Genomic DNA, 18469 nt, shown 5'->3' with positions numbered 1-18469 from the left:
CTCATAATCGTTTCCGTACCCCTATAATGCTATTCATTTTTTTATACATTCCTATCCTGGCGTGGGTTGCAGAGTTTCCGTTTTTTACTGAATTAACCGAAAAAATCACGCTAAGCAAAAAATATAATAAGCTGTCGATATAGACAGCCCTTTACATAATTATCGTTATTGGAATCAAAATAAGCTTACACATCCAAACTATTGATAATAGCTAATATTTGATGATTTGTCCATTTGCCATTAATCCTTATATTTTCTTTCGCTATACCTTCTTTTTTAAACCCCACTTTTTCTAATACACGAATAGATGCTATATTATCAAGTATCGCTCCTGCTTCAATTCTATGTAGCTTTAATTCCCTAAAAGCAAACTCTACAACAAGTTGAAGAGCCTCTGTTGTATAGCCCTTTGCATTATGCTCCTTATCTAAAGTGAATCCCGTATAACAGCTTTGGAGGTCTCCCCTAACAATTTGAGTTAATGAAATGTCTCCGATAAGCTTATCATTTTCTCTTAAAAAGATTCCAAAAGGGTATACTTGCCCTTCAGCTGTCTTTTTTAGAGATTGTTCAAGACGTATTTTTTGATGTTCTTCTGTATAAAAAACTTCTGGGAGCAATGGACAAACTCGTTGAAAAAATTCGCGATTTCTAATATGTAAGTTAGCTAACTCGTTAGCATCAGCAGTTTTATAAAGCCGAATATAAATGTGCTTCCCTACTAGTTTCATAACATCCCTCCAACATTTTTATATGTCTAATGAGGCAAAAGTATACCGTATACTTTATACAGTTGGCTATTGTCAGGAATCATTTTGCACGAAAGAAAAGACACTCTATATGAGTGTCTTTTCCAATAGTTTTTAGCAGAAGCAAGAAGCTCCAACGATGATTAATAAAATGAATAACACAACTAATAAAGCAAAGCCTCCAGAAAAGCCACAACCGCCACAACTATCACCATAACCCATAATAGTTCCTCCTTTAGATAAGAGGGGAAAACTAAGGTTCACTCATGTATTTTAATGGATTCGTTTCATCTTATGTTTTTCCGCATTGATTGAGCAGGTCCTTTCGAAAACTATTCACATATTAACTATATTTTTAAAAATAAATAATTTAACTATATCAATAGATAGATAAATTAATATAATGTATTAATCCTAAAAGAAGGGAGGAATAGCCATGCAATTAGTTTGTTTTAAAATAGTAAGTGGTCAATACTTCTTATTTGTAGAAGGTATTCAAATTCCTGTACCAATTCCAGCAGTTGCTGCAGCTTTATTAATTGGTTTAGGAGTAATTCCACTTTGTTCTTAATGTAAAGAATTCGGACCATTCCTATCTTTCCATTAGAAAAGCCTCAAGTATATGAATACTTGAGGCTTTCTTTATATTAAAGAAAAAACACCTTACAAGGCTTGAAGATCTCCTGATTTAACTAATGCAGCCGTTACATCATCACCGAAAGTATTGAGACAGAATACTTTCTCGTCTACCGTATCCATTACTGTAGCTTCACCTATCTTGCCACCTTGAAGTTTAATAAAATAGTTATGTTCTTCTAAAATTTTACTAAAATCTCTATTTGCCCATCTTTCAGTAATTGCTAATAGCTCTTCTTTGTTCTTGAAATTGTTTCCGTTTAGAATATTTCTTACTTTCTCTGCATTCTTTTTGGACATAGGGGTTGCTCCCACATCCATCAACTTAAGGTATATTTTCAAACAAAATGTGGTCTTTCCATATAGTTTTTTATTATCTTTTGTAGATTTTATAAAAGCGGGCATATCAAATAAACCCTGACGGGTTTCAATTTTTTACTATGCTACCTGATGAGTAGAAGTGGTATACTCATAGACAACACCCAAAATATCAAAGACTGTCTTTTTCTCGTATCGATGAGATTTTCGTCCGTTGTGCTGTAGGAGGTTAAACAGACGAAGGAGAACCTTTGATAATTCTTGGGTGTTTTTGTGTAATGCTTGGTAAAAAAGTGAAAAATAATCCTTAATTATGTACATCGCTTTATATTCACTTAGCTCTTTCTGTTTCTTACGTAATAGGAGTTCTCGCATTTTAAACATAGTAGAAGAACATAATAGAATACTAATGAGTTGCCCATAAAGATGACATTCTAATCGCTCTTGTTTAATAGATTTACAACGATGAATTTGAAACCAAGATTTCCATATTTTAAATAACAGCTCAATTTGCCAACGTAATGAATATAAATCATAGATTTTCTCTTTTGGTACCCATTCCGTAGGAATGTTTGTCATATATACCGTAATACCTTGTAAAAGCTTTGTACGCTCTGTATATGTAATTCCTTTTTTCTTTTCACGAATAGCTCGGTCACGTAGGCGTTTCTGTTTTTGCTCCTCGGTACACCTATAAACTACAATACGAGTAGGCAATTTGTCCTTACTCCCTACATATACATCGTGTAATTCATACACTTGGCCAGGTTGTAGTTGTTTCATAATGTCTTCCAAATGAATTTGTATATATACTGGTTTCAATTGAGAGGGTTTTGTTTTAAATACCACTGTTTCGAACTCTTTTCTATATATTTTAGTTGGTAACTTAAGACGAGATAAATAATACCCCTGCTTGTCTTGAATAGACTTAAAGTCTTGTAGACGAAAATATCCTAAGTCACGAATATACAGCTCATTCTTTTGTATCATGCCTGTTCGAGTCGCACCATACGCCTGATCACTTCGTTTTCCTGGCTCAATTTTCACATCAGAAAATTCCCCACTCAACAAGTCATACTCTAGTTGAATTTTCACACCAGCTTTATGACTACATCCTCCGGCACCAGGATAGGTAGATGCGAATCGATCTGGAACCTGAAAGGTTGTAGAATCAAGGATGCGAATGCGCTCAAAGTAGGAAGAAAGAGAATGAGAAATCTTAGATACGCCTCCAATTTTAGCTTGTAGAAGTGTAGTAAATACAGTTCGAAAGAAGGCTACAGAAGCAGAGTTAAATCGCCGATTAAGTCCTTCCGGACTTAATAAAACTCCTGTTGAAGTTTCTAATTGACTACATAGTTGAGTAAGAGAGGTAGTAGCGACTTGTTGATTTAGCCATACACACAAAGATAAGAAATGGTGCCCGTGGCACTTACGTTTTCGTTTCATTCCGCCTGCTTCTATGGCTAATTGATTAAGTGTAGCGGGAGACATATATCGATATAACTCTTCAGCGAATAAAGATAATTCTTGTTTTTGATTCATATTCATAAAAAACACGTCACCCTTTCTCATTAACATAAGAAAATAGTAACGTGCTTTTAACTTCAAAAATAGTCTAAATCCTTAAGTTGATGGATGTGGGGTTGCTCCCTTTCCTTCACATGCTTTTACTTTTTGATGAGTCATGCTATGCATAGCTGAAATAACTTCTTCTTCAGTAGAAGTTACTGTAATGTGAAGTTGTGCATTTGAACCTTTCACTTCTGCTTCATTCGATAGTATGTCTTCTTTATTAACCTCTGCAAAAACATGGTCCTCACTCTTAAGCGGGACTTCAGCAAACTGTAACATTCCATAAGTCATACCAGTTGCAAGTACTACTCCCCCTATAATAGATGCTAGCCAATACGTTAGCTTCTTGTCCATCTTCATTTCCCCTGTCTTCGTTTACATATCTTAACTAAAGAATACCATATTTAATTCCTTTTTATTGAAGAGTCTCTAATTTTTACTATAAAAAACGTATAAATCATTTAATACCAATATAACAACTTCACAATCATGACTATGCCTATTCTCATAACAGGATCTATATACGATGTCACTAAATCATTTGGTGAACTATTAGTGGCAGAACTTATTATAAGAACACTTTCTCTCATTATTGGACTTTTAGTTATTAGCACAGCTTTGCATCGTTATTCTCAATAATTATTCATGTTCAAAATATACAAATATTTTACATACCAATTCTTATGTATTAAGACATCAAAAACAAGTGTTACGAAAGAAATATAAAAAGACATCTTTACCTCTTAAAGATGTCTTTTTTATTTAAATCTTAATTCTCGTTCTGTAAAACCCTCGCTGCCTTTACTCCCTCTTTCTCTTCTTTTAAAAACAACGATACGATAAAAGCAACAATGATAAAGACTAACCCTAGTGCAAATGCACCTTGGAATCCAGACGTTAAACCATTTAACTTCTCTACTGGGTCCATTGGATTTACGGAGCTTTCCATATAGCTAGCTGTTCCTGAAGACATTTTCGAAATAAAGATAGCCGTACCAATTGCGCCAGCTACTTGTTGCAGTGTGCTAAACAGTGCTGTTCCGTGCGGATATAAATCTGGTGTTAATTGATTTAAACCGTATGTTTGTGCTGTCATGACAAACATGAGTCCAACCATTAATACGCTATGCATAACAATAATTTTTACCATTGATGTATCAGGAGTAATGCCTTTAAATAAGAACATTGCTATCCCCACTAACACAATACCGGGAACGATAATAACTTTCGGACTAAATTTATCAAATAGTTTACCTGCGATTGGTCCCATTATGGCGCTAATAACACTTCCCGGAAGCATGATGATTCCTGATTTAAAAGCTGTAACGAGTAAAACTGTTTGCAGGAACATCGGTAATAAAGTCATCGTTGAAAATAACGACATCATCACAATGACGATTAATCCAACTGATAATGTAAACATCGGGACTTTAAATGCGCGTAATTCTAAAATTGGATTCTCAATTTTTAATTGTCGGACGACAAAAATACATAATGAGATAAATCCAACAAGTAAAGCGCCATACACTTTCGTATCAGACCATCCTAAATCACCTGATGCACTAAAGCTATACACAAGTCCGCCAAATCCGAGTGTCGATAAAAGGATTGATGGGTAATCTACTTTTGGTCTTGTTAACTCTGAAACATTTTGAATGTACTTCATCCCAATCATAATTGAAATGATCACGATTGGAATAACAATGTAGAATAACCAGCGCCAATTTAATGAATCCACAATTACTCCAGATAATGTAGGACCAATTGCCGGAGCTGCCATCATCACAAGTGCGATTAATCCCATTGTCGCACCACGTTTTTCAGGTGGACAAATGATTAAAATCGTATTCATTAATAACGGTGTAATTAATCCCGTCGCTACTGCTTGGACGATACGGCCGACTAATAAAACAGAAAATGTCGGTGCGAATCCCGCAATTAATGTACCAGCTAAAAACGTTACCATAGCGATCAAAAACATTTGTCTTGTTGTGAGCCATTGCTGAAGTAACGCTGTAATTGGGACTAAAACCCCAACCACCAACATGTAAGCTGTAGAAAGCCATTGAATCGTTGAAGCTGTTACATCAAATTCTTTCATTAATACCGTTAACGCATTACCAAGTAATGTTTCATTTAATAATGCAACCATTGCCCCTAAAAGTAATGCAATTAAAATAGGGGTATGTTTCATATTAGAAGTATCAACTTTGCCACTTGCTGGGCTCTTAGTTGTCATATTCATTTGCAAATTCTCCTCCTGTTTCTTACTAAAAACTTTAAATACACCAGAACACATGTAATATAATATACATATGTAGATTAAAAAGGGAGAATCAATTTTCAGCCACTGTATATTTAATCTACAAAAAAGGAGAATTGTAGATGAACGATAATGAAAAACAAATTGATTTACGTATTAGACGTACACATAAATTACTATGGGATTCCTTATTTGAATTAATGACACAATCAAAACAGAAATATAGTACGATCACAATTAACCAAATATGTGACCGCGCGATGGTACACCGAACAACCTTTTATAAACACTTTGAAGATAAAGATGCTTTATTAGCATTTGGATTTAAACGATACAGCAAGATGATTGCTGAAATACCGGTTTCAGATCGATTAAGTAAACCATTTCAAGTAATGGAACAATTTCTACACCATGAAGAAATCGGTAAAATATTAGAGACACAAATGTCTGATGAACAATTTATTAACCGGACACAGTATTTAAGTCACGAAACGAGAAAACAAGAAATAGAAGCGTTACATCAACTGCGCAAAAATCATACGATGCCAAATGATCTAATCATTGAATTTTATTCAGGGGCAATCACCTCATTAAGCGCATGGTGGTTTAAAAATGAAAGAAGCGTTTCTGCGGCTGAAATGGATAAGTATCTCCACCAACTTATTAATCGGGATATTTTTCAGTTTGAAGAGGAATAAGACTACACCTTTTCAATCATGCAATAAAGTGAAACTTTAATCAGTGGGGGGTTTTGTTCATCCCCCACTGATTATTAGTTGAACCAATCGGACTTTTACGGACAGCCCGACCCCCACCTAACTTCTTTGCTTCCACTGAATTTTGAGATGGGGGTCTTACTGCCCGTTAAAGCGGGATCAAATTGACCACAAAATAGGAATATGCTATATTTTCCGTAGAATACTATATAAGTATGACATCAAATAAAATGGCATATAATAAAAAGAAGAGATGCGCTAACATCTCTTCCTTAACTGCTACCGCTTAGGGTGGTGGTTATTATAAGCTATTTCTTTTTGCGGAACCCACCCTTTTGCTTGTGACGGCGCGGAGTGGGTTTTTTGTTGTCCTTATCTAGAAGTTGCTTCCGCAAAAAATACGCTGAAACTTCGCGCACAGTCGCTTTGACAAACTCTTTTACAAAGTCAAACAAAAACTCCATATTATCACCTCCTTTCCTTCCGAATAGAAAGAAGGGATAACCATCCACCCTCACAATATGCAGTTGACTTTATTTTATCAAATGATTGTAAAGATATTATGTAAACAAAACAAATGAAATTTTACATAGAAAAATATGAGTTTATATTATTTTCATTCTCTTCAATTAGATTTTCTTTTTAGATGCTATCTTCAAACAAGGTAGCATCTAAAAAATGTTAAAAGGAATCTCTCCTTAGTATCTTCTTATACTCGATGTAGTTTGCATACTTGACCTTTTCTAAGTTCTTTAATTACTTACTGAATATAGTCATACAGATTTTTCGCTAACAATAAACAAGTTACCGTAATGAAAAGAGCACGAACATACCCGCTCCCTTTTTTTATAGCAAATTTGGAGCCAACAATCCCTCCAGCAATTTGAGCAATCCCCATTATAAAACCATACGCATAGTTTACTTGCCCTACATACATAAACATCAACAATGCACCAACATTACTTCCTAAATTAAGAAGCTTCGCATTACCTGCTGCTTTTAAAAAATCATACCCAATAAATAAAAGAGAAAACATTAAAAATGAACCTGTTCCAGGACCTAGAAATCCATCATAAAAACCAATAGCAAAAACAAAAAAAGTAAAAATAATGACGTGTCGACCAGACAATTTTTTATGAGTGGAAATACTACCCCAATCCTTTTTGAATATCGTATAAATAGCGACCGCACCAAGCATGATCAGCATTAATGGCTTCAATACTTCTGGATTCATTAAATGAACAGTCCATGCCCCTATTATGGAACCTATGAAAGTGAGCGGAACTAATTTAAACGCCGATTTCAAATCAAGATTACCAGAACGATAAAATACAATATTACTAGTTGCACTTCCCATTGTCGACGCTAGTTTATTCGTAGCTACTGCACTTGCTGGATTCAGTCCTGTAAATAATAAAGCTGGTAAAGCAATGAGTCCACCACCACCTACAACTGAATCAATAAATGCAGCTACAAATCCAAAAACAATCAAAATCATTAATACAGATGGGTCTAAATAAAAATCCATACTATTAACCTCCCCTTTAGTCACTATTCGAATAGTAACTAATAATTTGCTAAATGTAAACAGTTATTGTAACGTTAAAATATAAAGTGAAACTTTAATCAGTGGGGCCACTGATTATTAGTTGAACCAATCGGGCTTTTACGGGCAGCCCGACCCCCACCTAACTTCTTTGCTTCCGCTGAATTTTGAGGTGGGAGTCTTACTGCCCGTTAAAGCGGGATAAAAGCAAACATCGGAGGACGAAAAAAGTGGACTACATAGTGCAACAGCTTAAAAAAATTGGTTTCAATGAATATGAAGCTAAATCTTATGTATCTCTTGTTAAACAAGGGCCTGTCACAGCCTACCAAGTGAGTAAGGATTCGGGTGTCCCAAGAGCGCGAATTTATGAGATTTTAGGTAACCTTGTAGAAAAAGGAATTGTCATGAAGGAAGAAATAAATGACACCACTCGCTATTCACCTCTACCTGTTGAAATCTTTTTACAGAAGGCGCAAACAGAATGGCAGTCTACTTACGAAGGAATAAGTGATTCATTAAAAAAACTAGAAACTTCCGAGGAAAAAACGGATAATCGAGTGATTACTTTAAAAGACAATCAAACAATCATTAGCTATTGTCAGGCATTAATAAAAAAAGCAGAACGACGTATTGTCATTTCAATGTGGGATGAGATGTATGAAGCGTTAAAAGAAGATCTATCTGAAGTAGCTGATAAAGTTACAATACAAGGTATTACCCTGCATGTTGAAAACCCAATTAAAAATCTAGAAGCCCATCGCATAACACCTTATACAGAAACCTTGTCTACAGAACATTGGTTTATTTTATCGATAGATTCTAAAGAAATGATTTACGGACCATCAATTGAAGAGCGTAATATTGCTTTTTATACAGATGACCCCGTTCATATATACTTACTAGAGGATTATGTATGGCATGATGTGTTAGTAAATCGACTTGTCCGACGTAGCCAAGATGACTTGCAGCAATGGATTACTGCAGAGAGAAGATCTTTCTTTATGGGGAAATGAGGAATATATTCAAGAGCAAACCAAAAGATTTGCGTATTAAACCTAACAACTTCTCCGTACAAAAATAGCCGACTATTATATAATAAATATTCGGCTATTTTTGTATAAATTTATACAGACGCTGCCGTTACCCCAGCGATTAATGAGATAAACGCTTCTCCCACTCTTTCACCTTTTCAATTGTTACATCTAATTTTTTAGCTATTTCTTCTACACTCATTCCTTTAAAGAGCATTCCAGCTGCCGAAAGTGCTTTATCAATTTCTTCTTGCTTCTCTTGTTCATATAAACGACCTACTTTTGTCATCCGTAACCACTCCTTTACCTTTTTATATGCCTTCTTCTATTTTATCATCCAATCTCCACAAACCGCCCAAACTCCTTCATAAACCTCAGCTTAAAACTGCCCACAGGTCCATTCCGATGCTTCGCCACATGAATCTCCGTCACCTCTTTCTGCACTGTTTCCTTATCATAATAATCCTCGCGATACATAAGCATAATGACATCCGCATCTTGCTCAATTTGTCCTGTCTCTCTTAAATCAGATAAAAGAGGTCGCTTATCTTGTCGTGCTTCTACCGAACGAGATAATTGCGATAACGCTACTACACAAACATTTAACTCACGTGCTAATACCTTAAGCTTACGAGAAATCTCACTAATCTCTTGAAATCTATTGCCCTTATGCTTCGGATCGCCCGTAATGAGCTGCAAATAATCTACAATGACTAAAAGCTTTTTATCACCGTGCTTCCGCTTTAACTTACGAGTTTGCATCCAAATATCTTGCACCGAAATGCCCGCGTTATCGTAAATCTCAAATGGCAGTTCACCAATCTCTGCAAACGCCTTACTCACCTTTTCCCAGTCCTCTATCGCAAAACGATGCTTCGGATTTTTCAGCCTACCTCCTGACACTTCACCTACGCAAGACGCCATCCTTTTTAACAGTTGCTTACTACTCATCTCTAACGAAAACAATCCAACCGCCGCTCCAGACTTCGCCGCATGCAGTCCCACATTAAGCGCAAACGCAGTCTTCCCCATAGAAGGACGCGCACCAAGAACGACAAAATCACCTTCCTGCAATCCGCACGTCATTTTATTTAGCGATGTATAACCAGTCTCAATACCAGTAATCTCTTTCGCATCTTGATGAAGCTCTTCATATAAATCAACTAGCGCATCCTTCAAATCAAACTCACATACACAGTCCTTTTCCTCTAACTCACAAAGTGCCGTAATCGTCTCACCAATAATTTTTTCATTCTTCTCCGCAATAAGGCGCTCTCCCATCTTGTGCCCGAGAACACCTGCCTGATACATTTTCCAGGCACCTCGAACAAGCCCCTCATAATAAGAGAAGTTGGCAGTTGTAGGCACCCCATCCATTAAGCCTATAAAATACTCCATTCCCCCGATCCCCTCTAAAAACTTCGGATCTACCCTAGAAATGAACGTCACAAGATCAATCGGTTGCCCCTCTTCTTCCATTTTTCGCATTAACTGAAATATAGACTTGTGCACCGACAGAGAAAAATACCGCTCCGTCAAACGACACTCCTTAATAAGCTCTCCATCAAGTAATAGAGAACCTAATACCGTCTTTTCCGCCTCCACATTTTGAATACTCATGGCCGCCACCCGCGTTCTGCTAAAAAGCGCTGCAACTCTTCCTCAGACGGCGCATTCTTCTCCCACTCCTCACACCTCGCCAAAAACTCCTCCGTCTCAACCGTACTAACAGACGAATCCTTCTTCCTAAAGCTCGCCATATCCGCCTCAACCTCAGAAACCTTCGTAAACCCTTTCCCATGCCACCCTCTCAAAATCCCCTTCACATAAGCAACCGTCCGCTTATTATTCTCAAACGCAATTTGAAGAGCCTTCAGCACAAGCTCCTCTGACAAATCTTCCATCCACGCACTCAATTCCTCCACCGTATGCGGAGACAAACTACCGAAATTTTGCTCATAAAAAGAAAACACGCGACTTCCCGTCTCTTCCTCTATAACCTCTTCTTCCTCTGTCTCCTCACAAACTGAATCTGGATCAACATCATCCACAGCCAATTCACTCGGCATACCGAAATGTGCTAAAAGCATCGGAACATTCAGCTCCTCCTCTACGCACTTCTGAAGAAACATATGTACAAACTCCTTATTCTTCACACCCTTCAGCTCACGAAGCACACACTTCTCCACATTCGTATTCGTCACCGGATTATAACGAAGCCAATTCAAAACGAATAACTCACGAGTATCCGCATCATAAAGAATCTTCCCATAATCAATGAAGCGCTGCACAAGCTTATCAACAGTCTCCCGATTATAACCCGTCTCCATCTCAGCTAACCGCTTCGGAAAAGGAAAAATCCCACACTGCGTCGTCTTCGAACAAGTTAACAAATAAACATAAAAATACCGCTCCTCCGGCGTCAAATCCAAAACAAAATCATCCTGCCAAAAATTCACCTGCACATTACGATACACCGCCATCCTAATTCCTCCCGTCTCCGTTCAAAAGTAAAAGCCCCTTTGTAATATATATAGGCGGGAGGGCCGGGTTTTTGGCGTGTTATTTTAAAATTTTTTTCGACTCCTACTACGGTGTTTGTTGGTGTTTTTGTTTTTGTTGTGTTTTTTCTTAGTGATTTATTACTTGGTAGGGGCTTGTAAGGGGCTTATGAGGGGCTTATGAGGGGCTTATGAAGGGCTAGTTATCGGTTACTTCAATTAGAAACACTCGATCTGAGAAGCCGCCTCGTTCTTCTGCTTTCTTTTTACGGATGTTGTTGATTTCTTCTAGTGTCGTGCCTTCGTATTCGGCTAGGGCGTTTATTAGTTCTAGGAGGTCGGATAGTTCTTCGAGTTTATCGGGTTTTGTTTTTGCTTCAATGTATTCTGTTAGTTCTTCTTGTGTTTTCTTGCAGAGTTCTTTTATGTATTCGTCTTGGGTAAGAATTCTTGTTGTGGGTGTTTTTCCGTTAGCTTTTATTATTTGTGGGATTTTGTTTCGGATTAGTTTGTTGTAGGTTGGCATGGGATTTTCCTCCGTTGTTTTTTCTTCTATTATAATGGAAAAGCAGTTTAACTAGGTGTTAAACTGCTGAATTTCTTCATTACATTCTCTACATTGCTTTGAGTCCTATCAAGTTATTCCATCGTTTCTTCAATACATAAAATATTTAAACTCTAAAAAATAACCATTTCGATTCAACTAATATTGACTCGAAATGGTTATTTATAAATTATATCTTGAATAATTAAACTAAATAAAATACAACCTATTTCCCAAATAATAATTAATCCGTCAAATTCTACACCAAAGAACTACTATTAACGATAGAATCCTTATACAAATAAACCATTATCATCCATCGTTATTAACACTTTAACAGCTCAATTTTATAGTACCTACATTTTAAACAAATCCAAAATCTCTTGATAATCTTCTGTAGGATCTGGAACTAACTTCTTATCTTCAATCGCTGTAATCATTCTTTCTTCTTTTTCTTTTAATCGATGATATATTCTTTCGTCGATTGTATTTCGTCTATCCTCTTGTCCATTCAACATTAAATAATAATATTGAGTATATTGATTCTCAGGAAGCCCCAGACGATGAATTCTATCCCTCGATTGCAACATATGAGTTAAATTAAATGAGTACTCTAGATATATTGCATCATGACATGTTTTATGCAAAGAAACAGATTCAGCTAAAGTATGTGGATTGGTAATTAATACATCTATCTTTCTCGCCTTAAACTTTTCTATAATAGCTTCTCGTTCTTCTTGAAGTGTACTACCATAAATAACAGCTGGATTCAATCCTCTTAATCTTAAATCTCTACATACCTTATCGATTGTACTCACGAACGTACACCATATAATACTTTGCTTTCCTTCTTCATACAGATTACTAGCTAAATTAATAGCTTCTCTATATTTTGATGTAACTGGGACATTTTTAATTAAACTTACTTCTTCTTCAGTAAAGACTACTGTTTTATCATCCATGTATGATAACCATTTTTGAGATTCTTCTTCTCCATACATTTCAATAGCATCAATTGACTTTAATAGTAGTTCAGGATTTGCCGTCGCTTGCATTAATCTAATGTATAAGTTAAACGGAATGTCCCCATATTTACGATACAGTAAATCAATAATTTCTTGTTCTTCTGTATTTGCTACAATTTGAATGATTTCATCATCATTAGCGGGGGGGACATCTAGCTCTTTTTTTGTTGTACGCCAAAAAAATGGATACATTTTATCGTTAATTTCATCTACCTTAGCCGGACTTGGTTTCACTAAATCGTTTGGTTTAAAATTAAAGAACATTTTATATTCGTCTGCATATAGTATATTCAAAAAATTAAATACATCTTGATATGAATTTGGAATAGGCGTACCTGTTAGCACATATTTATATCCAGCATTCACAGACACACGTTTGGCAGACTGTGCACGTTTGCTAGTAATACCTTTTATTTTATGCCCCTCATCAAAAACAAGCATTGTACGTTGATCAATTATGTCTAATAGTACCGATTCATATTTCTGCAAAGATTCATAGTTAATGAGAATCAGATTCTTTTCACCACTGTCTAATCTAAGTTGAAATTCATTACTTTGATTTTCATGGATATTTAAAATATTTAATTCCTTCTTACCCCCAAAATTTTCCTTAAACTCCTGCTTCCAAGATAAAAAAGAGTTTTTCGGACCAATCATTACTATCTTATCAACTTTATCTATTTCTGGTGAATTCAAATAGGCAAAAACACCGTAAATCATAGATGTTTTACCTGCACCCGGAACAGAAAAGTTTGATGCATTTATCATTTGTTGCATATAAAACGCACTCCACATTTGTTTATCTCTTAATGTACGAGATAGCTCCTTAGTAACAATCGTCTTGAATTTTTCAAAACGATTAAGAATTTTCTCATCTTGATTTTTTAGAAGAACTCCATATTTTGAACGTTCCTCTATAAAATATGCTTTTTCTTCGAGATATTTTTCTAATTTGTCACTCACAATGAAGTTGAATTTTTTTCGTTTTGCATATTTTTTTAATATATCAATTACCTTTTTCATTTCAATGTAAGTTAAATCACCTGAAAACTTAGGATATTTTTGATCATAATATGGTGTCAATTTCTGAGTTATTACAAAATCTGAAGTTTTGATAGTATAGGATTCAAGGTTATCATAGAGAACTAACCTTTCCTCTTCTATGGTTAGGATTAACGCATCTTCAGTTAATATTTCCGTATCCAGAATAATTCGCCCCTTATCATACTTAATAATTTCCTTTTTAATCACTTCGTTAACTTCTTTAACATAAATAATGTTATTATTTTGCCTATCATCCCACAGTTTTTCAAATTCATCTCGTGCTTTTAAGATTTTTTGTTGATCGAACGGTGATGCAAGCCATGTAGCCGTAATATCGAATGACTCAAAATTTTTCTTTATAGCGGCTTCTGTCTCATTATTTGATCCAGTGAAATATATTACATTATTATCGATATCTTGACATAACCCAAATTTAGAATGGAATATACCTGTTTTAGTAAATCCTATTTTTATGTCTACATAACCATTTGCAATTAAATTAGCTAAATTCAAAAAATTCACTTGTTCTTGCAACGATAACGGATTATCTATTTTTTTTATTAACCCTTCTTGTAATTCTTTTCTTAATGCATAGCCTTGTCTAATTAGATTAAAGTCTGTTTCACTTATATCAATAGAAATAATCAACCTCATATGACCACCATTATAAATTAAGCCCTCCAAGCCCTTTGCATAAGCTGCAAGGGCTTGAGAACTGAAATAAGCACTAACTCTGTCATACGAAACTGCTCTAGACAATACTGGATTATAAAACTCTTTCGCTATATCTGATGTAGTAGTGTAATATGACGGTTGTAATGTAAGTTCATTAAATTTCAAGAGCTTCACCAAATTCTGCTAGTACATCGTTAATTTCTTCAAGAACTAAATTAAATTCTTTAGCATCCTCAACTTTGAGACGTTTCACCTGATCGCTGTCAATTTTATTTAAATATGTTAAAGCTTGATTTAATAATTCAACAGGCTTTTTACGGGCTTCTGTAATCTGTGTATCTTCAATTACCTTATCAATAATTACTGAGCTTTCTTTTCGTGCATCCCCTAATTTTTTTCCAATTTCTTTTACTGTTTGAGATGTAACAATATCTTCTTGCAATGTTTCGTATACTTCTTCAACAATTTCTTCATACTCTTCTAAGAAATCTTCTCGATTATCACTATGAATAACGGATTTCCCTATTTGACGAATATAACGAGTTAAATCACCTCGTTCATCGCTACGACTCGTAAAGATAGCTGTAAATAAGGCATTACGAATACGAAGGTATTCTGCTTGAATATCTTTCTCTTCAAAGCTTGGATTATCTAATTCTTCAAAACTCCATTTTTTAAATTCCTTGTTTAAGATAGTAACACATTCTTGTAATGGCCCATCTAATTCCATGTCACGCGCGATAAAATATTGTTCTTTTGCATTAATAAATTCTAAAAATTGAACCATTAAAATGGCCTTTTTAACTCCCATTTCTATATCTTTTTTATTTTTATTTGTAGAATCCCCATACTCTTTAATGGAAAACATTTTATTTTTCACAATGTCATTATACATATCTACTAAATAATCAATGGCATTATAATCTACTGGGCGTTCTTCACCGTGCTGTAGATTTAATTCTAAACGTTTTATATCTCTCTCATCAATACCATTCTCTGTGTCTAAAATAACGGCCTCAAAAAAGACATCATTTCCTTCTTTTCTTAATTCTCTTAAACATGTAAAACGGCGATTTCCATCAATAACACGGCCATCTTGAAGTACAACACCTGGAAGACGTTGACCAAATCTACTAATATTATCTTTCGTAGCATCTAAAGCAGTTGAATTAGATTCACGAATAAACCCATGTAATACATCGTTGTATTCATCTATAATTGTTCTGTCGATATAATTTCCTTCTGCGATATATTTTGAAATGTAAGTAGCAATTCGACCATTTCTGTCATTATAGAATAGCTTCTCTAAGGGAATACGATAAACTGTGTAATTATTTGTTTTCCCTTTAATTGTTAACTTTCTTGTACCATCAGTTTTTTCGATACCTGTAACACTGGTTAATTTAGTAGTCATTGTCATTATAAATCTCCTCAAAATACATATTTTTATTTTTATATAATTTATTAAGCTCTTCTGAATAATAGATATCTGTTGACTTAATAAGTGATATAACTCGTGAAAAATCCAATACAATTCCCAAATACTCTTTTACATAAGCATCTAAATCATCAATAGATATCACACCGCATTTTTGAATAACCCATTGTATGAAATCAATTAATGCAACGTCTGTTTCCTGAACTGTAAATATATACCCTGTAGATAGTGTAATAGTTCTTATATTAGCAGCCCAAAGTACCCGATCATAAAAAAATCTCTCAAAACCAAACTTTTCAAGCTCATGCGTAAACCCTCGACTATGTAGTAGTTTCAACGTAAAGTACTCATTGCCATTCACATGTTCTAAAGCTTTTTGTTGAAAATCAATTAATTGATTTTTAGGTATACCAGCATTTTCAAGGTTTGTAGAAGTGATATAGATATCCTTTTCCAACTTAATTACATCAAGTGACTTTTCAAGTGAATACAATAAATTTCTAAAAATATTTGTATTATAAATCGCTTTATCATTTTTAGAGAAATAGTTTTTTTCTAAAATGTACTTTATAAAACAATCTTCAACAGTTTCATACTCATAACTAAATACATATTCACTCTTCAAATTAAATCCTAAATCTTTCATGGCAGATTTATTAAGGAATTTCTCACTAAAATTGGGTATTATAGCTTCACCAATCTGTGCTACTTCATTAACAAGATAGATTGCTTTATCTAATACATTTTTCAAATTTAGTATCTGTTCAGAAGTAAAAGTTTCTCTAGCTACTTTAATCGTATCACCATGTAAGTATTCTGGTAAAAACATAGAAATATGACTTTTTAAAGAATCTTGTCTTAGATAATATACGGATTCAATTTTACTTAGCAATTGATCAATTTGTATAGGTGCATACTCATAAAATAAACTGATTAAGAAATTGTTTTTTTCTACCCCGCCAACAGCAAATTCAGGCATCCGATTATAAATTATATTTGATGACTTGATTTCTTGTTTATAAAAATTGTGCAATTCATATTCATCCCTGATATCTATTTTCCCCATTAGTTCTTTGTTTTCACGGAATATTTTTGCTATGTTATACACTCCAGGATCCAGTTGATTTATTAAGAAAAATAATTTTTCTTTAGTGATATCATCAATACGGCTGAAATCAAAATATCTATAAACATTGCCTTTACTTCTAATAAGAATGTCACTACGCTCACTAAATCCGCGTATAGACACTTCATCAAAAAGAAATTTTTCATCTAGACTATTTTTATTTATAAATTGATTACATCTTTTAGCAACTAATTCATCTACAGAAGACTCTTGGCATGTGGTAATGATAACCTCATCAAATATGCTTGATTTAGTTAATGGTACAACCTGTTTCATATGATTCATCATCATGTTCGAATATTGTAAAATCACATTCTTTTGTCGATCATCGAGTTTATAATTTGAATCTAATAAAATATTTGTAATTTTTTCGTACCCTTTTTTAAATTTGAGATTTAGTGCATTAAATACCGAAGTATTTTCTTTATAAACTTTACAAAAAACTTCTTGATTCCAATTGTACTTTTCGAATAATTCTTTATAAATTTTAAATTCGGCTAAATCATCATCAATTTTATTCAATAATTTTTGTTCCTTCTGAGAAATAGCCTGCCTACTAACATTTTTGAGATTAGCAATTTCTTGTAAAGAATATCCTTCTAATCTCATCAAGAGAACATCTTTATTAAGAAATTCTTCTTTTAAATACTCGTCCAAAAACTTATATTTTTTAAAGAACCTTAAATCACGCTCAAAAATCAATTCTTTTTTAATCATTTTTTCTAAAATTTTCATTTGAGTATCATTAGTCTCAGTTTTAAACTTAGAGTTTAATATATTACAAATTTCTTCTTTTTTTATATATTGATTTGGTTGTAGCTTACTAAATTCATCAATTATTACATTTTCAATAGTCGAAGGAGCTATTCTTCCTTTTAATATTTCAATTTTATCAAAAGCATTAAGCAATTTTTGATAAAAAGACTTTTTACTACCTTCCAGTATTTCATTAAATTCTTCTAATGAAATACTATATAAATCAGTATAAGTAATGCCTTTTTCAATTAGTAACTTAATATTTCTTTCACTAATGCCCTCATATGCTAATTGAAATAGATTATTTACACGGTAAGCATCTGCTACCTCAGAAAACACTGCTAGTAACTTCGTAACGGTTGCTGGCTTATGGAACTTTAGATTTTCTAGATTTGATGTCTGATATTTAATATCACTCCAAGATAGTCCATACTCCTCCCTTAGTTTTTCAACACTTCGAATGTTAAAACCGAAATTACATAAGGCATATAAGTCTAACATTGTTTCAATTTCCGGCATTATG

At 34.2% G+C, this 18469-nt stretch carries 16 protein-coding genes and 2 pseudogenes; 3 read left to right on the top strand and 15 right to left on the bottom strand.

Annotation, left to right across the window (positions count from 1 at the left end):
• Positions 1 to 185 precede the first annotated feature (185 nt).
• Together MKY21_RS04950 and MKY21_RS04945 are read right to left on the bottom strand one after the other, a co-directional pair.
• Complete coding sequence (locus MKY21_RS04950; protein WP_341075620.1) at positions 186 to 731, bottom strand: GNAT family N-acetyltransferase; 546 nt, start codon at positions 729 to 731, stop codon at positions 186 to 188.
• Between the two features lie 132 nt (positions 732 to 863).
• Positions 864 to 971 (bottom strand): YjcZ family sporulation protein, encoded by a 108-nt coding sequence (locus MKY21_RS04945; RefSeq protein ID WP_341075618.1) that lies wholly within the window; start codon positions 969 to 971, stop codon positions 864 to 866.
• Between the two features lie 214 nt (positions 972 to 1185).
• Between MKY21_RS04945 and MKY21_RS04940 the strand changes: the two genes are divergently transcribed.
• A complete protein-coding gene (locus MKY21_RS04940) occupies positions 1186 to 1320 on the top strand; it encodes a hypothetical protein (protein ID WP_001177693.1) in 135 nt (44 codons plus the stop codon).
• A gap of 92 nt (positions 1321 to 1412) precedes the next feature.
• Here MKY21_RS04940 and MKY21_RS04935 read toward each other — a convergent pair.
• The 4 genes and pseudogenes from MKY21_RS04935 to MKY21_RS04920 form a co-directional block, all read right to left on the bottom strand.
• A pseudogene (locus MKY21_RS04935) lies at positions 1413 to 1697 on the bottom strand (DUF6241 domain-containing protein); the annotation flags it as partial.
• Between the two features lie 126 nt (positions 1698 to 1823).
• The gene (locus MKY21_RS04930; protein ID WP_001056973.1) at positions 1824 to 3254 is read right to left on the bottom strand and encodes an IS4 family transposase; all 1431 of its coding nucleotides are present in this window, start codon (positions 3252 to 3254) and stop codon (positions 1824 to 1826) included.
• 90 nt (positions 3255 to 3344) lie between these two features.
• Positions 3345 to 3632: pseudogene (locus tag MKY21_RS04925) on the bottom strand (hypothetical protein); the annotation flags it as partial.
• 415 nt (positions 3633 to 4047) lie between these two features.
• Complete coding sequence (locus MKY21_RS04920; protein ID WP_086391442.1) at positions 4048 to 5523, bottom strand: MDR family MFS transporter; 1476 nt, start codon at positions 5521 to 5523, stop codon at positions 4048 to 4050.
• A 140-nt stretch (positions 5524 to 5663) separates the two neighbouring features.
• On the opposite strand from MKY21_RS04920, the gene MKY21_RS04915 reads away from it, so the two are divergent.
• Positions 5664 to 6239, top strand: coding sequence for a TetR/AcrR family transcriptional regulator (locus MKY21_RS04915; protein WP_000999274.1), 576 nt, complete (start codon positions 5664 to 5666; stop codon positions 6237 to 6239).
• 326 nt (positions 6240 to 6565) lie between these two features.
• Here the strand turns inward: MKY21_RS04915 and MKY21_RS04910 are convergent, their stop codons facing one another.
• Both MKY21_RS04910 and MKY21_RS04905 read right to left on the bottom strand, forming a co-directional pair.
• Positions 6566 to 6721, bottom strand: a complete 156-nt coding sequence (locus tag MKY21_RS04910; protein ID WP_086411041.1) for a hypothetical protein — start codon at positions 6719 to 6721, stop codon at positions 6566 to 6568.
• 296 nt (positions 6722 to 7017) lie between these two features.
• A complete protein-coding gene (locus MKY21_RS04905; RefSeq protein ID WP_000348458.1) occupies positions 7018 to 7785 on the bottom strand; it encodes a TSUP family transporter in 768 nt (255 codons plus the stop codon).
• Positions 7786 to 8033: 248 nt separating this feature from the next.
• On the opposite strand from MKY21_RS04905, the gene MKY21_RS04900 reads away from it, so the two are divergent.
• A complete protein-coding gene (locus MKY21_RS04900; RefSeq protein WP_341075610.1) occupies positions 8034 to 8819 on the top strand; it encodes a TrmB family transcriptional regulator in 786 nt (261 codons plus the stop codon).
• A gap of 139 nt (positions 8820 to 8958) precedes the next feature.
• Here MKY21_RS04900 and MKY21_RS04895 read toward each other — a convergent pair whose 3' ends face one another.
• The 7 genes from MKY21_RS04895 to MKY21_RS04865 form a co-directional block, all read right to left on the bottom strand.
• Complete coding sequence (locus tag MKY21_RS04895) at positions 8959 to 9126, bottom strand: hypothetical protein (RefSeq protein WP_000169783.1); 168 nt, start codon at positions 9124 to 9126, stop codon at positions 8959 to 8961.
• A 44-nt stretch (positions 9127 to 9170) separates the two neighbouring features.
• The gene (dnaB, locus tag MKY21_RS04890) at positions 9171 to 10457 is read right to left on the bottom strand and encodes a replicative DNA helicase (RefSeq protein WP_341075607.1); all 1287 of its coding nucleotides are present in this window, start codon (positions 10455 to 10457) and stop codon (positions 9171 to 9173) included.
• Complete coding sequence (locus MKY21_RS04885; protein WP_341075606.1) at positions 10454 to 11320, bottom strand: DnaD domain-containing protein; 867 nt, start codon at positions 11318 to 11320, stop codon at positions 10454 to 10456. The genes dnaB and MKY21_RS04885 overlap by 4 nt, the downstream gene beginning before the upstream one ends.
• A 217-nt stretch (positions 11321 to 11537) precedes the next feature.
• Positions 11538 to 11864 (bottom strand): nucleoside triphosphate pyrophosphohydrolase, encoded by a 327-nt coding sequence (locus tag MKY21_RS04880; protein ID WP_097826376.1) that lies wholly within the window; start codon positions 11862 to 11864, stop codon positions 11538 to 11540.
• 374 nt (positions 11865 to 12238) lie between these two features.
• Positions 12239 to 14800 carry an SNF2-related protein gene (locus MKY21_RS04875; protein ID WP_341075603.1) on the bottom strand — a complete coding sequence of 854 codons (2562 nt, stop codon included), beginning with the start codon at positions 14798 to 14800 and terminating at the stop codon, positions 12239 to 12241.
• A complete protein-coding gene (locus MKY21_RS04870) occupies positions 14781 to 16046 on the bottom strand; it encodes a hypothetical protein (protein WP_149185813.1) in 1266 nt (421 codons plus the stop codon). Before MKY21_RS04870 ends, MKY21_RS04875 begins: the two co-directional genes overlap by 20 nt.
• Positions 16030 to 18465 carry a hypothetical protein gene (locus tag MKY21_RS04865; RefSeq protein WP_341075599.1) on the bottom strand — a complete coding sequence of 812 codons (2436 nt, stop codon included), beginning with the start codon at positions 18463 to 18465 and terminating at the stop codon, positions 16030 to 16032. Before MKY21_RS04865 ends, MKY21_RS04870 begins: the two co-directional genes overlap by 17 nt.
• Positions 18466 to 18469: the final 4 nt, after the last annotated feature.

The sequence above is a fragment of the Bacillus sp. FSL R9-9497 genome (assembly GCF_038005805.1).
Taxonomy (GTDB): Bacteria; Bacillota; Bacilli; order Bacillales; family Bacillaceae_G; genus Bacillus_A; species Bacillus_A cereus.
This window is presented reverse-complemented; position numbering and strand designations above follow the sequence as displayed.